The organism is Mycolicibacterium celeriflavum (genome assembly GCF_010731795.1).
Taxonomy (GTDB): Bacteria; Actinomycetota; Actinomycetes; order Mycobacteriales; family Mycobacteriaceae; genus Mycobacterium; species Mycobacterium celeriflavum.
This window is the reverse complement of record NZ_AP022591.1, coordinates 3,427,385-3,445,247: the sequence shown is the minus strand read 5'-3', so window position 1 is coordinate 3,445,247 and position 17,863 is coordinate 3,427,385. Positions and strand designations below refer to the sequence as shown.

19 protein-coding genes and 1 pseudogene are annotated in these 17,863 nt (G+C 68.5%); 9 read left to right on the top strand and 11 right to left on the bottom strand.

Going from position 1 to position 17,863, the window contains the following annotated elements; genetic code table 11:
- Nucleotides 1–19: 19 nt before the first annotated feature.
- Nucleotides 20–418: a hypothetical protein gene (locus G6N18_RS16690; protein WP_083000208.1), complete on the bottom strand. Its 399-nt coding sequence runs from the start codon at nucleotides 416–418 to the stop codon at nucleotides 20–22.
- A 109-nt stretch (nucleotides 419–527) separates the two neighbouring features.
- Between G6N18_RS16690 and G6N18_RS16685 the strand changes: the two are divergent.
- Both G6N18_RS16685 and msrA read left to right on the top strand, forming a co-directional pair.
- Nucleotides 528–692, top strand: a pseudogene (locus G6N18_RS16685) (peptide-methionine (R)-S-oxide reductase); the annotation flags it as partial.
- Nucleotides 689–1,204, top strand: coding sequence for a peptide-methionine (S)-S-oxide reductase MsrA (gene msrA / locus G6N18_RS16680; RefSeq protein ID WP_083000206.1), 516 nt, complete (start codon nucleotides 689–691; stop codon nucleotides 1,202–1,204). The pseudogene G6N18_RS16685 and the gene msrA, both read left to right, overlap by 4 nt.
- Nucleotides 1,205–1,297: 93 nt before the next feature.
- Here msrA and G6N18_RS16675 read toward each other — a convergent pair whose 3' ends face one another.
- Both G6N18_RS16675 and G6N18_RS16670 read right to left on the bottom strand, forming a co-directional pair.
- The gene (locus tag G6N18_RS16675) at nucleotides 1,298–2,629 is read right to left on the bottom strand and encodes a cytochrome P450 (protein WP_083000204.1); all 1,332 of its coding nucleotides are present in this window, start codon (nucleotides 2,627–2,629) and stop codon (nucleotides 1,298–1,300) included.
- Between the two features lie 9 nt (nucleotides 2,630–2,638).
- Nucleotides 2,639–4,003 carry a cytochrome P450 gene (locus G6N18_RS16670; protein ID WP_083000202.1) on the bottom strand — a complete coding sequence of 455 codons (1,365 nt, stop codon included), beginning with the start codon at nucleotides 4,001–4,003 and terminating at the stop codon, nucleotides 2,639–2,641.
- Nucleotides 4,004–4,098: 95 nt separating this feature from the next.
- On the opposite strand from G6N18_RS16670, the gene G6N18_RS16665 reads away from it, so the two are divergent.
- On the top strand, nucleotides 4,099–4,701 hold the full coding sequence (locus tag G6N18_RS16665) for a TetR/AcrR family transcriptional regulator (RefSeq protein WP_067225598.1): 603 nt from the start codon (nucleotides 4,099–4,101) through the stop codon (nucleotides 4,699–4,701).
- A gap of 4 nt (nucleotides 4,702–4,705) precedes the next feature.
- Here the strand turns inward: G6N18_RS16665 and G6N18_RS16660 are convergent, their stop codons facing one another.
- The gene (locus tag G6N18_RS16660; protein WP_067225449.1) at nucleotides 4,706–5,275 is read right to left on the bottom strand and encodes a TetR/AcrR family transcriptional regulator; all 570 of its coding nucleotides are present in this window, start codon (nucleotides 5,273–5,275) and stop codon (nucleotides 4,706–4,708) included.
- A 73-nt stretch (nucleotides 5,276–5,348) separates the two neighbouring features.
- Between G6N18_RS16660 and G6N18_RS16655 the strand changes: the two genes are divergently transcribed.
- Entirely contained in the window at nucleotides 5,349–5,996 is a 648-nt protein-coding gene (locus G6N18_RS16655; protein ID WP_083000200.1) for a class I SAM-dependent methyltransferase, read from the top strand.
- On the opposite strand, the gene G6N18_RS16650 is transcribed toward G6N18_RS16655, so the two are convergent.
- Genes G6N18_RS16650 through G6N18_RS16640 form a run of 3 tightly spaced genes read right to left on the bottom strand, consistent with a single transcriptional unit; the run spans nucleotide 5,997 to nucleotide 9,023 of the window.
- A complete protein-coding gene (locus tag G6N18_RS16650) occupies nucleotides 5,997–7,076 on the bottom strand; it encodes an MMP endo-(1,4)-3-O-methyl-alpha-D-mannosidase (protein WP_083000198.1) in 1,080 nt (359 codons plus the stop codon).
- Nucleotides 7,063–7,794 carry a class I SAM-dependent methyltransferase gene (locus G6N18_RS16645; RefSeq protein ID WP_067225594.1) on the bottom strand — a complete coding sequence of 244 codons (732 nt, stop codon included), beginning with the start codon at nucleotides 7,792–7,794 and terminating at the stop codon, nucleotides 7,063–7,065. Before G6N18_RS16645 ends, G6N18_RS16650 begins: the two co-directional genes overlap by 14 nt.
- A complete protein-coding gene (locus G6N18_RS16640; RefSeq protein ID WP_083000263.1) occupies nucleotides 7,788–9,023 on the bottom strand; it encodes an MMP alpha-(1->4)-mannosyltransferase in 1,236 nt (411 codons plus the stop codon). Before G6N18_RS16640 ends, G6N18_RS16645 begins: the two co-directional genes overlap by 7 nt.
- A 223-nt stretch (nucleotides 9,024–9,246) precedes the next feature.
- On the opposite strand from G6N18_RS16640, the gene G6N18_RS16635 reads away from it, so the two are divergent.
- The 5 genes from G6N18_RS16635 to G6N18_RS16615 all read left to right on the top strand — a co-directional run bounded on the left by G6N18_RS16635 (nucleotide 9,247) and on the right by G6N18_RS16615 (nucleotide 14,748).
- Entirely contained in the window at nucleotides 9,247–9,648 is a 402-nt protein-coding gene (locus G6N18_RS16635; RefSeq protein WP_067225445.1) for a DUF3224 domain-containing protein, read from the top strand.
- A 455-nt stretch (nucleotides 9,649–10,103) separates the two neighbouring features.
- The gene (mycP, locus tag G6N18_RS16630) at nucleotides 10,104–11,462 is read left to right on the top strand and encodes a type VII secretion-associated serine protease mycosin (RefSeq protein WP_083000196.1); all 1,359 of its coding nucleotides are present in this window, start codon (nucleotides 10,104–10,106) and stop codon (nucleotides 11,460–11,462) included.
- Entirely contained in the window at nucleotides 11,459–12,856 is a 1,398-nt protein-coding gene (gene eccE, locus G6N18_RS16625) for a type VII secretion protein EccE (protein ID WP_083000195.1), read from the top strand. Before mycP ends, eccE begins: the two co-directional genes overlap by 4 nt.
- A 27-nt stretch (nucleotides 12,857–12,883) precedes the next feature.
- Complete coding sequence (locus G6N18_RS16620) at nucleotides 12,884–14,410, top strand: PPE domain-containing protein (RefSeq protein ID WP_083000193.1); 1,527 nt, start codon at nucleotides 12,884–12,886, stop codon at nucleotides 14,408–14,410.
- Entirely contained in the window at nucleotides 14,407–14,748 is a 342-nt protein-coding gene (locus G6N18_RS16615; protein WP_067225440.1) for a YbaB/EbfC family nucleoid-associated protein, read from the top strand. Before G6N18_RS16620 ends, G6N18_RS16615 begins: the two co-directional genes overlap by 4 nt.
- Here the strand turns inward: G6N18_RS16615 and G6N18_RS16610 are convergent.
- From G6N18_RS16610 to G6N18_RS16595, 4 genes are read right to left on the bottom strand one after another with little or no spacing between them, the layout of a single operon-like run.
- Nucleotides 14,745–15,239 carry a TIGR04338 family metallohydrolase gene (locus G6N18_RS16610; RefSeq protein ID WP_083000191.1) on the bottom strand — a complete coding sequence of 165 codons (495 nt, stop codon included), beginning with the start codon at nucleotides 15,237–15,239 and terminating at the stop codon, nucleotides 14,745–14,747. The genes G6N18_RS16615 and G6N18_RS16610 overlap by 4 nt on opposite strands.
- On the bottom strand, nucleotides 15,236–16,015 hold the full coding sequence (locus G6N18_RS16605) for a DUF2786 domain-containing protein (protein WP_083000189.1): 780 nt from the start codon (nucleotides 16,013–16,015) through the stop codon (nucleotides 15,236–15,238). Before G6N18_RS16605 ends, G6N18_RS16610 begins: the two co-directional genes overlap by 4 nt.
- 15 nt (nucleotides 16,016–16,030) lie before the next feature.
- Nucleotides 16,031–17,017, bottom strand: a complete 987-nt coding sequence (locus G6N18_RS16600) for an alpha/beta hydrolase (protein ID WP_067225437.1) — start codon at nucleotides 17,015–17,017, stop codon at nucleotides 16,031–16,033.
- Entirely contained in the window at nucleotides 17,014–17,853 is an 840-nt protein-coding gene (locus G6N18_RS16595; protein ID WP_083000188.1) for an alpha/beta hydrolase, read from the bottom strand. The genes G6N18_RS16600 and G6N18_RS16595 overlap by 4 nt, the downstream gene beginning before the upstream one ends.
- Nucleotides 17,854–17,863 lie beyond the last annotated feature (10 nt).

The following is a 17,863-nucleotide window of genomic DNA, read 5'->3' as shown; positions in this document are numbered from 1 at the left end:
TACTGGCGTTTGTCGAGGCTCAGAACGCGGTCAGCACCTGCCGGGTGCCCAGCGGATCCTGCAATGCGACGTCGAGGGTCCCCGACACCGCGATCATGATGCACGCGCGGCCGACGGCTTCCGGGAGCGTGCCGCCCCGCAACGCGACGGTGACGACGTCGGGAGTCTCCTGGACCGTGGCGTGCACGCCGTAGCACTGCGGCGTGCCCGTGGTGAAATGCACCGCGATCGCGCGGTCGTCGGCGGCTCGGCTGAACGACTCGGCGCGCATGGGATGGGCGTCGACGATCGCCGGGTTGTCGGTGAACACGACACCCTGGTAGCCGGGCCGTTCGGCAAGCACCGCGGTCTCCGCCGACGCGACGGGAGCGAGGCCAACGGCCATCAGCAGCCCGGCCACCGCAGCGAGCGCACGCATCACATAACCGTAATCCCCGCTCGGAACACCGGCGTTACGCCGCCGGTTATACAGGCACCATGGCAAGGCAATACGACAAGAACCCGGCCGCGGTGAGCGCGTTGTCGCCGGTGGCCGCCACCTCGGGCACGTGTTCACCGAAGGGCGGCGCGACGAACGCGGGTTGCGCTGCTGCATCAACTCGGCTTCGCTGAGGTTCATTCACCTCGACGACCTCGAGGCCGAGGGCGGCGGCCAGTACAAGTCGTTGTTCACGAAGGAGGCACAAGCATGAGTGACACCAAGACGGCCATCCTGGCGGGCGGTTGCTTCTGGGGCATGCAGGATCTGATTCGCAAGCAGCCCGGTGTGGTGTCGACGCGCGTCGGCTACACCGGCGGCGAGAACGCCAACGCCACCTACCGCAACCACCCCGGCCATGCCGAGGCGATCGAGATCGTCTACGACCCGACGAAGACCGACTACCGGGCGCTGCTCGAGTTCTTCTTCCAGATCCACGACCCGACCACGAAGAACCGGCAGGGCAACGACGTCGGCACCAGCTACCGGTCGGCGATCTTCTACCTCGACGACGAGCAGAAGCGCATCGCGCTCGACACCATCGCCGACGTCGATGCCTCCGGCCTGTGGCCCGGCAAGGTCGTCACCGAGGTGACACCGGCGAGCGACTTCTGGGAGGCCGAGCCAGAGCACCAGGACTACCTGGAGCGGTATCCCACCGGCTACACCTGCCACTACCCGCGCCCGGGCTGGAAGCTACCCAGGCGGGCGACGGCGAACAAGTAATCCGTCGGCCGCGAGACTACGGTTTGTGACGAGAATCGACCGAAACCAGTCAGAAACCGTAGTCTCGGCGCTTGTCTAGGCCCCTGCTCGCGCTTAACTCCGGTGTCGTACCACGACCCGGCCGCCGTCCTTCGGCGTGAACGCGATGCCGCGGAAATGCACCTTCTCGTCGGGGGCGTTATCGGTCTCGATCACGAAGTGCCGCAGCACTGTTCGTAGCACGACGTCCATTTCGACGTTCGCGAACGCGGCGCCGATGCACCGGCGCGTGCCGCCACCGAAGGGCACCCACGCCGTCGGCGGTCGCTTACCCAGGAAGCGGTTCGGGTCGAAGCGCTCGGGGTCGGGGAAGACTTTCGCATCGGCGTGGATGTTCGCCAGCGCCACCATCACGGTGTAACCGTGCGGGATCCGCCACTCGCCGAGGTCGAAATGCGGTGCGGCGACGTGACGTCCGGAGAAGTCGATGACGGTGCGGTTGCGTTGCAGTTCGTTGATGAAGGCCTGGCGGTATTCGCTGCCGCCCTCGTCGTTCTCCCTGACCAACTCGGCCAGCACCTCGGGGTGACGGCGCAGCCGCTCGAAGGCCCAGCCGAGCGTCGAGGCGGTCGTCTCATGGCCCGCCCCCAGAAGCGTTAGCAGTTCGTCGGAGACGTCCTGGCGCGACATCGGCGTGCCGTCCTCATAGGTGCTGCGCAGCAACAGCGCCAGGATGTCGGTGCGCTCATCGCGCGCGGGATCGGCTTCGGCCTTGTCGATCAGTGCGAACACCGTCCGGTCGAACTGGCGGCGGAAAGCCGCCAACCGCCCCCACGGGCTGAACCGTCCGGTCCGCAGCGGCGGTTCGGGCAGGGTCGCCATGCGGGAACCCAGCTTGGCCCACGGCGGGATGATCTCTCGCAGGAAGTCGAGTTCGGCTCCGTCGGCGCCGAACACCGTGCGCAAGATGACGTTCAGCGTAATCCGGTTCATCGGTTCGAGTGTCGGGAACTCGACGCCTTCCGGCCAGGTCGCCGTCTCGCGGAGCGTCTCCTCCTCGATGATCTTCTCGTAGTTCTTGATGCTCTGACCGTGGAACGGCGGGGCAAGCAGCTTGCGGCGCTTGCGATGCTCGACCCCGTCAAGCGCGAAAACCGAACCGGGACCGAAGATCCGGCTCAGGTTGGGTTGCACGTTGATCAGATCGTCGGTGCTCGCGAGGTACACCTGCCGCAGCAGCGCGGGATCGGCGACCACCACGCTGCGACCGAAGAACGGCACATTGATCGCGAACACCGGCCCGTACCGGTTGATGGCCTTGACCAGATACCAGCGCCGGAACCCCGCCATGAGCACCAGCTGAACGGGTTTGGGTAACGGCACCGCCGGCGGCGTCCGGCCGGGTGCGACCGGGGCGTCCTGCTTGGTGACGGCGGCGTCCGTCATCGGTTCCTCCTAAGCGAGCGGCGTTTCTCGGCGGTGGACCACGGTGCGTCCGCCTTCCTTCGGGGTGTAGGCCACACCGCGTGAATGCACCTTCTCCGCGGGCGCCGTCGTGCTGTCGATCACGAAGTGGCGCAGCACCGTCCGTAGCACCACATCCATCTCGACGTTGGCGAACACCGCACCTACGCACCGCCTGGTGCCCCCGCCGAACGGGATGAACGCGAACGTCGGGGGCCGATCACCGAGGAAGCGCTGGGGATCGAAGCTGTCGGGCCCCGGGAACTCCTCGGCACGGTCGTGCATCAGCGAGATGCTGGCCAGAATCGAATGCGCCTGCGGTACAACCCAATCGCCGAGTTCGAATGTCGGCGAGTAGACGTGCCGACCGGCGAAGTCGATGACCGTCCGCGACCGCTGCACTTCCAGGATGGTGGCCTGTCGGTACTCGTTGTCGTCCGTGCCCGCTTCGTCGACCAGCTTCGCCAGTACCTCCGGATGCCGGGTGATCCGCTCGAAGGCCCACGCCAGGGTGGACGCAGTGGTCTCGTGCCCGGCAGCAAGCAGGGTCAGCAACTCGTCGCCGATATCGTTGCGGGACATAGCGGTACCGTCTTCGTACGTGCTGCGCAGCAGCAGCGCCAGTACATCGTCACGGCTCTCGAAGTTCGGGTCGGCGGTGACCCAGTCGATCAGCTTGTCGATGACGGCGTCGTACTGCCTGCGGTATTCGGCCAGCCGGCCCCACGGGCTGAACCGGCCGTAGGTTCGCGACGGGGTCGGCAGCGTCGACACCCGGGAACCGAGCGTCACCCAGGGCGGGATGATGCGCCGTAATTCGTCGAGATGCTCACCGTCGGCGCCGAACACGGCGCGCAGAATCGCGTTGAGCGTGATCCGCATCATCGGCTCGAGGGCCGGGAATGCCTGTCCCGTTGGCCAGTTCGCCGATTCGCGCAGCGTCTCCTCTTCGAAGATGCGCTCGTAGTTTTTGATGCTCTTGCCGTGAAACGGCGGGGTCAACAGCCGGCGTCGACGGCGGTGCTCGGCTCCGTCGAGTGCGAACACCGAGCCGGGTCCGAGCACCCGGGACAGATTCGGCTGGATGTTGCCGACGTCGTCGGTGTTGGCCATGAACAGCTGCTTGGCCAGTTGCGGTTCACCGACGACGACCGTGCGTCCGAACACCGGAAGGTTCAGCGTGAACACCGACCCGTAGCGGCGGGCGATCTGGGCCACGGTCCACCGCCGTGAGATCGAGAAGGCGACGCCCAGAACGGGCTTGGGAATCGGCGGCTGCGGCGGCAGCTTGACCGCTCGGGACGACTCGGCTTCGGTGGGCGTTCCTGTGCCCTCGATGACCGTGACTTCGTTCATGACGCTCCCAGCCATATCTCGGTACTACGATGTACCACGATTGTGTGATGTACGGTACCGGTTGGTACCAGTTGTCGCAAGGGTCTGGAGGCGAGATGACGACAGCGCTCGACAACGGCGCTACCGCCGTCGGCGACCCGTTCCGCGATCGAGTTCTCGACGGTCTGGCCGCCTCTATCAACGAGCGCGGCTACCGCGACACCACGGTGGCCGACATCGTGCGGCACGCCCGCACCTCCAAGCGGACCTTCTACGAGCAGTTTCCGAGCAAGGCCGAATGTCTGATCGAGCTGCTGCGCCGCAACAACGAGGACCTGATCGCCAGCATCCGGGCGGCGACCCGGCCGGATGCCGATTGGCAGGACCAGATCCGGCAGGCGGTCAACGCCTACGTCGACCACATCGCGGCACGTCCGGCGATAACGTTGACCTGGATTCGCGAGGCACCCGCGCTGGGCACCGCCGCCCAGCCGCTGCATCGGCTGGCCATGGAGCACCTGACCGACATGCTCGTCGATCTCAGCGACAGCCCCGGTTTTCGGCGTGCACGACTGCCCGCGATCTCGCGCCCGCTGGCGCTGATCCTGTTGGGTGGGTTACGTGAACTGACCGCGTTGTTCGTCGAGGACGGCCGCGATCTGCGGGGGATCATCGAGCCCGCGATCACCGCGTCTGAAGCGATTCTCGGCGCACGCTGACCGGTCAGCCCAGGATCAACCGCGCGGACTTCGCCAGCCGATCCGCGATCTCGGTGTACGACGCGTAGCCCATGCCTGCGCGGACCAGCGCGCCGGAATACAGCATCTCGAGCGAGTCGATGACGTCGGCATCGACGTCGGTACCCAGGGCCGCGGCCAGTCGGGCGCGGATCTCGCGGCCGATCCGCAGCCGCAGCACCTCGACGTCGGGGTCGCGGCCCAACAGCGCGGTCGTCACCGCGCCGGCGAACTCGGGCTCATCGGCGACCAGCAGCGAGATGTGCCGCAGCACTTCGATGACGCGGGTTGCGGGATCGTCCGACTCGTGCGCCGCCGGCGGCGACATCGACAGCCGTCGCCAGAACACCTCCGCGACGAGGTGCTCCTTGGAGGAGAAGTAGGTGTAGGCGGTGGCGGCGCCGACGCCCGCGTCGGCGGCCACCCGGCGCACGGTCAGACCGGCGAAGCCCTCGCGGCCGAGGAGGTCGACCGCGGCCCGGCCGAGGCGGTCCACGGTGTCCGCCTGCTTGGCGGTCAGACGGCGCCGGGTCGACTCCAGGGCCGCGTCGGACACATGTCCGGACGCTACTACAACGAATCGGCACCAGCAATGAAACCGCGCGCTGCCGCCGGATAGATTGACCACGATGCGTACCACCGATGAACTCTTCGCCCTCGCCGAGCAGGTGACCGGTTTCATGCCGGCCGACGAGGGCCGCGCTCTGTTCGACGCGGCCGTGAAGTATCTCGGCGACGGTGTCGGCGTCGAGATCGGCACCTACTGCGGCAGGTCCACCGTGCTACTCGGCGCGGCCGCGCAGCAGACCGGCGGCGTGATCTACACCGTCGACCACCACCACGGTTCCGAGGAACACCAACCCGGTTGGGAGTACCACGACGCGTCGATGGTGGACGCGGTCACGGGCCTGTTCGACACGTTGCCGACGGCGCGGCACACGCTCGACGCGGCCGGCCTGGATGACCACGTCGTCGCGGTGGTCGGCAGGTCACCGGTGGTGGCGCGCGGGTGGCGAACTCCGTTGCGCCTGTTGTTCATCGACGGTGGCCACACCGAGGAGGCCGCACAGCGCGACTTCGACGGCTGGGCGAAGTGGGTGCAGGTGGGCGGCGCGCTGGTCATCCACGACGTCTTCCCCAATCCCGAGGAAGGCGGGCAGGCGCCGTTCCACGTCTACCGTCGGGCCTTGGACAGCAACCACTTTCGCGAAGTCTCGGCAACCGGATCCATGCGGGTGCTGGAGCGGACACAAGGCGTGGTTGGCGAGCCGCTGTAGTCAGCGGTCGCTCGTCGCGCACTCGCAGTCGTATTCGCCTTCGAGGCCGCGTGGTAGTTCGACGCCGCGGAAAAGCCCGCTGGCCGCCGTGGTTGCCGACAGCGCATCGGCGGCGAGGATCATCGCAGCGCCGGTCCACGTCGTGCGTTCCTCGGGCCAGCGCTTGCCGTCGGCGAACACCAGGCCCGTCCAGTACGAACCGTCATCCTCACGCAAATGGTGCATTGCGGCGAACTGTTCCCGAGCGCGCACGGTGTCCCCCATCGCGTCCAAAGCCAGGACCAGCTCGCAGGTTTCGGCACCGGTCACCCACGGCCGGTCGTCGACACAGCGGATCCCGAGGCCGGGCACCACGAAGTCGTGCCACCGCTCGTCGATGCGCGCCGTCGCCGCCGCACCGCGCACGGCGCCGCCGAGAACCGGGTAGTACCACTCCATCGACCAGCGGTCCTTCACCGCGAACGCCTCGGGATGGTGGGCGATCGCATGGCCGAGCCGGCCGACGGCCACCTCCCACTCGGGCTGCGGGTCGTCGAAGTAGTCCGCGAGTGCCAACGCGCACCGGATGCTGTGGTAGATGCTCGCGCAGCCGGTCAGCAGCGCGTCGGGCTCGATTGCCGAAGGGCTTCTCGCCCAGGCGATCTCACCACCACCGAGCTGCATGCCGAGGACGAAGTCGATGGCCCTGGCCACCACCGGCCACATCGTCTCGGCGAACCGACGGTCGCCGGTGATCAGCACGTGGTGCCACACGCCTGTCGCGATGTAGGCGCAGAAGTTGCTGTCGCTGTTGGCATCCTCGATGACGCCGTTGCGCAACTGGATGGGCCACGAGCCGTCGCGACGCTGGGTCGTGCGCGACCACTCGAAGGCCGCGCGCGCCGGTTCCAGCAGGCCGGCGGCGGTCAGCGCCATCGCGTTCTCGACGTGGTCCCAGGGATCGGTGTGGCCGCCGTCGAACCACGGGAGGGCACCGGACGATTCCTGTGTCGCCGCAATCGACTTCGCGGTCTGCCGGCACTGTTCGGGCGTCAGGACACCCGGGACGCCCGGGACGCCCTCGAGTTTAGGTGTCAGCACCGACGACCGCCGGTTTGTCGAAGTACAACGCGACACTCTTGCCGATCAGTGGGTTCAGCAGTGACTCGGCCGTCCTGGTCAGCCACGGACGGCTCATCATGTCCCACACCAGCATGCGGTGGTACGCCTTCACCGCGAGGTGGTCCGGCTTCTCTGTTCCCACTGCACATTTCAGCCACCAGTACGGGGCGTGCAGGGCGTGCGCGTGGTGGGTGTGCTCGAGTCGCAGGCCGTGGGCGAGCACCTTGTCGCGTAAGCGGTCGGCATGGTAGATGCGCACATGTCCACCCTCGTTGGCGTGGTACTCGTCGGAGAGCACCCAGCAGACCTTCTCCGGGAGCCACCGGGGCACCGTGATCGCCAGCGTTCCGCCCGGCTTGAGCACCCGGACCAGTTCGGCGATCACCAACTCGTCCTCGGGCACGTGTTCGAGGATCTCCGAGGCGATCACGCAGTCGAAAGTGCCGTCGGCGTAAGGCAGATCGAGCGCGTCGCCCTTGACTGCCTCGGCCTTCGCCGTCGGCGGCGCCTCGCCCTGTTCCCGCATTGCGGTCAGGATCTCGTCGACATCGTTGAGGTCGGTCGCGTTCTGGTCGAAGGCCACGACGTCCGCGCCGCGCCGGTACGCCTCGAAGCTGTGCCGGCCCGCGCCGCAGCCCACGTCGATCACCTTCGTGCCCGCACCCACACCGAGCCGGTCGAAGTCCACGGTCAGCACGCGCCGACCCGTTCCCGCGCCTGCTCGTACACCGCAACCGTCTGCGCCGCAACCGATTGCCAACTGAACACCTCGAGCGCGCGTTTGCGTCCGTTCGCGCCGAGGCGGGCCAGCTCGCGCGGAGAATCGAGTAGGTCGCCGAGCACCGCGGTCAGCTCGTCGACGTCGGCGGGCCGCACCAGCCGGGCGCACTCGCCGTCGGCGCCGACCACCTCGGGCAGCGCACCGGCACGGCTGGCGACGATCGGCGTACCGCTGGCCATCGCCTCCACCGCGGGCAGCGAGAAGCCTTCGTAAAGCGAAGGGATGCAGGCTACTTCGGCCGAGGCGAGCAGGTCGGCCAGCTCCCTGTCGGACAGCCCGCTGGAGCTGTGCACGATGTCGGAGATGCCGAGTTCGGCGATGAGCTTCTCGGTCGGGCCGTTGGGTTCGAGCTTGGCGACCAGTTGCAGTTCGAGGTCGCGCTCGACGCGTAACCGGGCGACCGCGTGCAGTAGGTGCCGGACGCCTTTGAGCGGCACATCGGCGCTGGCGATCGCGATGATGCGGTTTCGCACCCGCTGTTCGGCCGGTTTGAACATCGCCGTGTCCACGCCCAGCGGCACGACGTGCAACTGGTTTGGCGCGACACCGAAGTCCTCGGCGATGTCGGCCGCCGAGGTCGACGACACCGTGAGCAGTTCGGGGATCTCACAGGCGACCTGCTTCTGCATCTCGGCGAAGCCGTACCACCGCCGCACCAGCGGCTTGCGCCACCACTTGGCGGCGGCGACGTCGACGACCTTGTCGCGGGTGATCGGGTGATGCACCGTGGCCACCACCGGGAGCCCGAGGCCGGCGATCTTGCGCAAGCCGGTGCCGAGGCACTGGTTGTCGTGCACGACGTCGAACTCGTCGCGGCGTTCGGCCAGCACGCGTGCGGCGCGCAGGCTGAACGTGCGCGGCTCCGGAAAGCCTGCCGTCCAGGTGGTCAACAGCTCGAGCAGGTCGATGGAGGTCTTGATCTCGGTCGGCCACGGAACGCGGAACGGATCGGGTTCGCGGTACAGATCCAGGCTCGGCACCTCGGTCAGCCGGACCCGGGGGTCGAGGTCTTCCGGATAGGGCTGGCCGGAGAACACCTCGACATCGTGGCCGAGGTCGGCGAGACCGCGACTGAGGTAGCGGACGTACACGCCTTGCCCACCGCAGTGGGTCTTGCTCCGGTACGACAACAGGGCGATGCGCATCTTCAACTCACGCCGATGCACAGAAGCGGATAAATCCAGGCCCGGTGAGCTGGACGAATCGTGTCACGCAACAACTCCGAACCTTCTGGACATGTGTCCAGACTATAGTTTGACCTGCTATCGGACGCAACGCGGCCGCCATGCCTTGACTATCACAGTGGCTTGCGGCCCCGCCTGTCGGCCTCTCGGTTCACCCCGCCCGCCGACCGGGTATCCGCCCCCCATGAGCAGACATATCGAGGCAACCTTCGAGATCGGCAGCTGGGACGAGACGCCGTTCGAGGACGGCGACGAGGCCACCAAGCTGACCGAGGCGCTGGTCGCCAAACGCTACGACGGCGACATCAAGGGCACGTCGACGACGAAGTGGCTGTTGGCCTATGCACCGGACAAGAGCGCGATGTTCGTCGGCATCGAGCACATCACGGGGACCATCGGCGGCAATCCGGGCAGCCTCGTGTTGCTGCACGACGGCTCCTATAGCGACGGTGTCGCCAGTGCCGACGTGCGGATCGCCTCCGGCACCGGCGGGTTGGCCGACGTGGCCGGCAGCGGCAAGTTCCGCGCCGACCCGGCCGGTGCGATCACCCTCGACGTCGACGGGTTGGACACCGCCGTTCCGTAGCGAGGTGTGGGCGCTCCAGCAAGCGACTGAGGAGTTGCTCGACAGCGCGGTACCTGCGCGTGCGCCCGGGCGCGCAAGTGATGCGCCGGACCGTCGTCGAGCCACGTCGCTCCGCAACCCGGATGGTGGAAATCTGCGTCGACAGCGAAAAGCAGCTGTCTCGTTGAGGGCGACGTCCGGACGCTGAGCGGGCGTCGCCGACCCCGGGGTGTCCTCGGCCGACGAACCCTGTGGCCGGTCGGCTGGCATACCTGGTCGACGGTCGAAGCGGCGACACGTTGCGTCGGCGCCGGTGCCGGCCGGGCGCCGGGGACAGATAGCGCAATGACCCACCCTGACCGCCCCTTAAGATTGGCTGCGTGCAATCGGCCGATCGGCTTGACGTGATGATTTGCCCCGCCTACCCGGCGGCGCAGACTTTGCTGCGTGCGCTTCAGCAAGGAGGTGCGTAGCGCGTGCAGCGCAACTTCGCGCGCGTCACCGCGCTGCTGGCGGCGCTGCTGCTGGCCTTGCTCACCGCCCCGGCGGCCACGGCGATCGAACCGCCGGCGATCGATCCCGCGGCCGTGCCACCCGACCAGACCGGCCCCGACCAACCGATGGAACAGCGTCGCGTCTGCTCGGCGCCGACGGCGTTTCCCAACTCGAATTTCGCCGACCGACCCTGGGCAAATGATTATCTGCGGCTGTCGGAGGCACGCAAGTTCGCAACCGGTGCGGGCGTCACCGTCGCGGTGATCGACACCGGCGTCGTCGGCTCACCGCGGGTGCCTGCCGAACCCGGCGGAGACTTCGTCGACCAGGCAGGCAACGGAATGTCGGACTGCGACGCACATGGCACGCTGACCGCGTCGATCATCGCGGGAAGGTCCGCACCGACCGACGGGTTCGTCGGGGTCGCACCCGATGCCCGTGTGCTGTCGCTGCGGCAGACTTCCGAGGCGTTCCAACCGGTCGGCTCGCGCCAGGACCCCAATGACCCGAACACCACACAGACCGCCGGGTCGCTGCGCAGCCTGGCCCGGGCGGTGGTGCACGCGGCGAACCTCGGCGCGCAGGTCATCAATATCAGCGAAGCCGCGTGCTACAAGGTGACCCGCCCGATCAACGAGACCGGCCTTGGCGCCGCGATCAACTATGCGGTCAACGTCAAGGGTGCGGTCGTCATCGTCGCTGCGGGCAACACCGGTCAGGACTGCACGCAGAACCCGCCACCGGATCCGGCGGTGCCGGCGGATCCGCGCGGCTGGAAGCAGGTGCAGACGATCGTCAGCCCAGCGTGGTATTCGCCGCTGGTGCTGACCGTCGGTGGCATCGGCCCGACCGGTCAGCCGAGCGCGTTCTCGATGTCCGGCCCCTGGGTGGGCGCCGCCGCCCCGGCCGAGAACTTGATCGCGCTCGGCTATGACGGGAACCCGGTCAACGCGTTGCACGGCCAGGACGGCCCGATCCCGATCAGCGGGACGTCGTTCGCGGCGGCGTACGTCTCCGGATTGGCCGCGCTGCTCAAACAACGCTTTCCGACACTGACGCCGGCCCAGATCATCAACCGCATCACCGCCACGGCGCGCCACCCGGGCGGGGGCGCCGACAACTACGTCGGCGCCGGGGCCATCGACCCCGTCGCGGCACTGACGTGGGACGTGCCCGCGGGTCCGGAACGGGCGCCGTACAAGGTCAAGGAGATTCCGCCGCCGGTGTACATCCCTCCGCCGGATCGCGGCCCGATCACCGCGGTCGTCGTCGCGGGTGCGGTGCTCGCGGCGGTCCTGGGACTCGGCGCGCTGGCTCGTCGCGCACTGAGGCGCCGATGACCAAGATCCTCCGCATCTTCGGGCTGCGGTTCACGACCGGCCACGCGATCTGGGCGGCGGCGTTGATCCCGGCCGGCGTTCTGTTGTTCGCCAGCCTGGACCTGCTCTGGCTCGGGATCACGCTCGCGGTGCTGATCGCGCTCGGTTCCGTGGTGACCATCCGCGGTCGACGGGTCACCGGATGGGTCGCGGCGGTGTTCGCCTGGCGCCGGCGGCATCGCAACGTGCCGGCGCGGCCGTCGGAGCCCGCCGTGGGCGCCACGGTGATGCCGGGCGACCACGTCGCGGTGCGGTGGCAGGACGAGTACCTGGTGTCGGCCATCGAGTTGGTGCCGCGGGCGTTCACCCCGACGGTGATCGTCAACGGGGAGGCGTTCACCGACGACGTCCTCAACACCCGACTCGTCGAGCAACTCGTCGCGGCGCACTGTCCGGATCTCGAAGCCGACGTGGTGTCCTCTGGCTACCGGGTCGGCAAAACCGCTCCGGCGACGCTGGTTTCGCTGTACGAGCAGGTCGTCGGCCCCTATCCGGCACCCGCCAATCGGCGGACGTGGATCGTGTTGCGGGCCGACCCGGAGACCACCCGCAAGTCGTCGCAGCGTCGTGAGTCCGGCGTCGCCGGGCTGGCCCGCTACCTGGTGGCCTCCGCGACACGGATCGCGGATCAGCTGGCCGGCAACGGAATCGACGCGCGCCCGGCGCGCAGCTTCGACGACCTCGACCGGGCAACCGAGATCAGCTTCGAGCGTGAGATGTGGTCGGCGATCAAGGGCCGCAGCACGTTCACCGCCGCCTACAGCGCGCCCGGTGGTCCAGATGTGTGGTGGTCGGCGCGTGCAGACCACACGATCACCAGGGTCCGGATCCGGCCCGGGGAAGCTCCCACCTCGACGGTGCTGCTGACGACGTTGGCCAATCCCGCGACGCCGCGCGGCTTTTCGTGCCTGTTCGGCGGTCAGCGGGCGGCTCTGTACGGCATCAGCCCGGTCAACGACCGCCACTACGAACTCCCCATCGGATCGGCCGGTGTGCTGGTCGGCGAGACCGCGGACCGCTACCCGGTCTACATGCCGTTCGACGACGTCGACGTGAGCATCAACCTCGGCGATGCGCGACTGTTCACCCAGTTCATCGTGCGCTCGGCGGCGGCGGGCGCCGTCATCACTCTGCTGCCGCAGTTCAGCGAGTTCGCCGGGTTCGTCAACGCGCGGGTCGGTGAAGAGGCCAAGGTCGCCTGGCCCAATGCGACGACGTACCTGGGTCCACATCCGGGTGTCGGCCGAGTTATCTTGCGCAACAACTTCATCGACACTCCGCGTCACCGCCAGCTCCCGATCCGGCTGATCAACCCGCGGGAGGAAAGCCGCTACCAGATGGTCCTCGAGGGCTGAGACCGACATGCGGACGGAGGGATAGCCATGGGCGACATACAGCGCGTCGACCCGGTGGAACTCACCAGGCAGTCCGCTGAGATGAAGGGTCGGAACTGGCACAACCCCGCCGCCGAAGCGGTGGTGCCGCCCGACGCGCTGCCCTCCTCGGCCGCCGCGGTCGCCAACCTCAACGACAATGCGCAGTCCCTGCTGGGCTTCCAGCGGTGGGCCGAGACGGAGAACCAGCGCATCGCCGAGATGCTGCAGATAGCCGCCGACGCCTACACCGAGGTCGACGAGACCTACGGCAGGGTGATCGAGGACCCAGAGCGCCGGGCTGCGGTGCAGGCGATCCCGGTGCCCGCTCCGTCGACCCCGCCGCCCGACCTCCCGACACCCGTCGGAGCTCCGCAGATCCTCGACGCCGGCGGCTACAGCGATGTGCACAAGACGCAGGCCGACCTGATCGCCGGGGACAACGGCGCCTCGCTGAAAACGGCGCTGATGCAGTGGAGCGTGGCGGCCACCCGGGTCAGGGGCAACGCGCCGCGTCCCGCCGCCGGTGACTGGGAGGGCGAGGCCGCCGATGCGGCCTACGCCCGGATGGCGGAGTTCGACGGCTGGCTGGAGCAGCTCGCCGAAGGATGGCGGGAGCTGGCCGAATCGGCCGCCAAAGTCCTCGAGGCGCATGACAAGGCGAAGAGTGAGCACGCGGGCATCCACAGCGAGTACGTCGCGCTGGAAACGCAGCTGCGACAGCTGGCCGCGCAGATGACCGCCGACAACTCCGTCGCGACGCAGGCCGAGATGGCGAAGGTCCAGAAGCGGATGCAGGAGCTGCAGCAGCGCTCCGACGAAGTCCGCAGGCAGTACGCCAGCGATGCGACGTTCTCACCCGTCCGCCCGGCCATGCCGTCGCGCGGGGACGTCGACAGCGCGGCCACAGCTAGCGGGGGCGGTGGCGGCGGGCAGCCCGGCGGTGATCCCACGGCAATGGCCTCGCGGACGCCTCCGGGTCAGTCGCAAACGACCGCGGCACGAGCCGAACCCGGGTCGCGCTCAGGCGCCGGTACGCCCGCGGGTGGAGCCGCGCCATCCGGCGGCGCCCCGGCCGGAGGTAGTGGTGCCACCGCAGGCACGCCGAGCGGCCTGCCGGGCGGTGCGCCGTCGACTCCGAAACTGCCCATCGATCCGAGCCTGCGCCCCGCTGCGGCCTCCGGCGGCAGAGGGTCCGGTGGTGGCGCTGGGGGCGGTGGCGGTGGCGACATGCCTGCGACACCGATGTCGGCGCCGGTGACGGCCGAGACGGTGGCGCCCGCGCCGACCACGCCGGCCGCGGCCGGCGCTGCAGCGGGCCCGTCGGCCGACCGCACGGCCGGGGTCATGGGCGGCGGCATGGCGCCGATGGGCCACGGTGCGGGCGCGCAACAGGGCACGGAGAAGCGGCGCGATCCCCGGTTGGTTCCCGACGAGGATCTGTACACCGAGGACCGGCCCTGGACCGAGGCCGTCATCGGTAACCGCCGGCGCAGGGATGTCGGCGACGGCGGCGGGGGCAAGGACGCCACGTGAGCGACGAGATGCATCCCGAAGTCGCCGCCGTGCTGCAGCAAGCGCAGCGGCTGCAGTCGATCATGGACGATCAGCTGCACCGGATGAGCACTCAAACCTTCACGGCCACAGACGAAACGGAGACCGTCGAGGTGACGTTGAACGGTCACCACCACCTGACGGGCGCGTTCATCGAGGATGGGCTGCTGCGCCTCGGGGTCGAAACCGTGCAGCAGCGTCTCAACGAGGCGCTACAGAACGCCAACGCCGTCGCCAGCGCCTCGATGGAGGCGGACCGCGAGCGCATCGATGCCGCCGTCGCCGAGATCACCGACGCTCGGCCAGGCGAAAACCGTTAGCGGACACCCTCTTTCGCGTACACCACGCGCAACACGTGGGCAGCCTCGGGTCCCATCACCGCGTCGGCGAGGTCGCAGAAAGTCGCGACGAATTCGGGCCCGTGCGGCGGCGGATCCGTACAGAGGTGATGTGCGATCTCGTGGAGAACCACCAACTCGCGCAGAGCCCAGCGGGTGCCGGCTTCGGGCACCGCGATGACGGCCCCGTCGTCGCCGGCCTCGTAGTGCGCGGCGGTCGCTCCACGTCTGGCGCGCACGGCCAGCGGCGCCACGTGCGGCCACCGTCGCCGCACCGTTGCCAACGACAGCACGTCGTCGACGTAGCGCTGCGCCGATTGCACCGACGCGAAGCGCGCCTCCGGCGGCAGCGTGAGCGAGGTGCCGAAGAACTCCACGACGCGGTTGCCGTGCTCGGCCGCCCGGTCGAACAGCGTCCGGACGAACTCCTCGGCGGCGTAGACCTTCGCGCGCTGGACGTCGCGGCCGGTCACTTCTCCCCGGAGGCGCCGCGGCGCCGACCTCCAGCCAGCGCCGAGCGTGCCCCCGCGAGTTCCGTGCTGGGCCCGAGCCTGGCGTTGCGCCCGGCGCGGTCACCCGCGCGCCGGGCGCTCGAGGAGTAGCCGGCCGTCGCGCTGGTGGCCCGCCAGGTTCCCCTCGCCTCGGAGGTCTCGCGGTAGAAGTCGCGTAACTCGAGGTCCTTGTCGCGCAATGCAATCGCGGTTCCCGGTCGACTGTCGCGGCTGCTGGTGGCCTCCTCGCGGGCCTCCTCGCGGGCCTGGGCAAGTCGCTGCCCGATGCGCGCGCCGAACGCCAACTGAAAGTTGATCCGCGCGGTGATGGTCGGTGTGGGGCGGTGCGCACCCGAGGCGATGTAGCCCTGTGAAGCCCGGACCATCTGCATCACCAGGCTGGCATAGAGAGCGTGGCTGGCATCGATGTCCTCGGGAAAGCCGTAGGCGTAGACGAACGTCGAATTCGATGCGACGTCACACTTCACATCGTTGGCATGCGCGATCACCGTGAACAACTGCACGTAGGTGCGCAGGCCTTTGGTGCCCGCGTTGCCGATCGTGATGGTCCGCTGCACCGGCATCTGCGCCTTGGTGCGCAGATCGGAATGCGAGCGGGCGACGGCCAGGTCGATCGACGTCGCGGTCGCCAACCGCTGCGCGGCAGCCATGAACGCGTCCGCCTCGTGCGGGTTGTCGGTGCCCTCGGCCTGGCGCAGCAGGGCGGCGATGCGGGCCAGCATCTTGTCGTCGGTCATGGCGCCAGATTAGGGCTACTTGGCGACAAAACCATTCAGCGCTTCGACCACCTGTGGAGAAAGCGGGTCTTGTGAGGCGTAATTGGCGACGTTGTCGCTCGGGTCGTCGCGCAGTACGTGGTTGACGCCCTGGAGTTCCACCAGCGTCAGCGCGGTGTGACGCAGCGCATCCGCGAGCGGCTTGATCGCGTCGCAGTCGGCCTGACCGTCGGAATCCGAACAGGTCAGCAGGACCGGTGTGCCCGCGGGAATGTCGCCCGCCAGCGTAAGCGGGTCGATCTTGTCGGCCTGGACAACGGCATTGACGTTGCCGGGGTTGAGCAGCGCGCCGAGACCCTCGGGGAGGTTCGGCGGCACGGTCCCCTTCGTGCGGACCTCGTCGACGGCCGTCAGCCAGGTCGACAGGGCCGCGGGGCTGGCGTTGGCGCGCACCCGGTTGGTGATGATGTCCAGGTACCGGCCGGGCAGTGGCTGAAGGAGGCCGAGCGAGTGGATCTTCGGCGCATCGGGACCGGTGTCGCCGGCCAACTGCATCGCATGGATGGTGCCTTCTCCCAGCGCGTAGACCGAGATGCGGTCGGCGTCGGTGCGGGGCTGACCGGCCAGGTAGCGCACGGCGGCTTTCGCGCCAGCGGTGTACACGGCGCTGACCACCTCGGTGGGCCGCTGCGCGTAGGGCCCCAGACCGGTCTTGCCGGTGCCGATCTTGTCGTAACGCAGGCTCGCGACGTCGCGGTCGGACAGCAGTTCGGCGAGTTGGCGCATGTTGCCGACCGGGCCGGCGACCTGGTTGTCGCCGTTACGGTCGGTGGCACCGCTTTCTGAGATCAGCAGCGCGGCGGGACCCGGCGCCTCGCCGGACGGATGCCGGTAGGTGCCGTGGACGGTCAGGCCGTCGGCGGTGAAGGTGACCTCCTCGTCGACCCATTGGGTCTGATCCGACGACGAGCACGCGGCAAGCGCAAGGACAAGTGAAAGAAGGCTGGCTGCAAGGGTTTTCAAAGCTTGGCCTCGATCCACGAGGTGACGTCGTCGAGCACCAGGTCACGCTCGGGCTCGTTGAACACCTCGTGGTACAGCTCGGGATAGACCTTCAGGTGCGCGTCGTCGGAGCCGACGCATTCCATCAGGCGGTGGCTGCCGGCAACGGGGATCAGCTTGTCCTGCTCACCGTGCACCACCAACAGCGGTGCGGTGAGCGCCGAGGCCCGCTGCGGCATGGATTCGCCCACCTTGATCAGCGCCTTGGCGATCCCCGCCGGCAGCTTGCCGTGATGCACCATCGGGTCGGCCATGTAGGCGGCCACCACCTCGGGGTCGCGGGACACCGCTTCGGTCGGCAGCTGTTCGACGGGCAGCCCGGGCAGGGTGCCGCCGACGATCTTGGCGACGGCGATCATGAATGACGACACCGCGTCCTGCGCGTAGACGGCAGGCCCGGACAAGACCATCGCGGTGTAGTCGTCGGGGTGGTCGACGCCGTAGGCGAACACGACCCCACCACCCATGCTGTGACCGAGGACGATCCGCGGCAGCCGGGGGTGCTCGGCGGCGGCGAGGCGGACAAGGGTGCGGAAATCTTCGGTGTATTCGCCGATCTTGCGCAGATAGACCCGTTTGCCACCGGACCGGCCGTGGCCGCGCAGGTCGAGCGCGTAGGTGATCAGGCCGGCCTCGCCGAACCGGGCCGCGACGTGGTCATAGCGGCGGGCGTGCTCGGCGTATCCGTGGCACAGCACGACCACGCCGCGCGGATCACCGTCGGGTGTCCAGACGTCGTAGACGATGCGCACACCGCCGACACCGTCGAAGGTGTGTTCGCTGCGAGTAGTGGCCACCAGCAGAGAC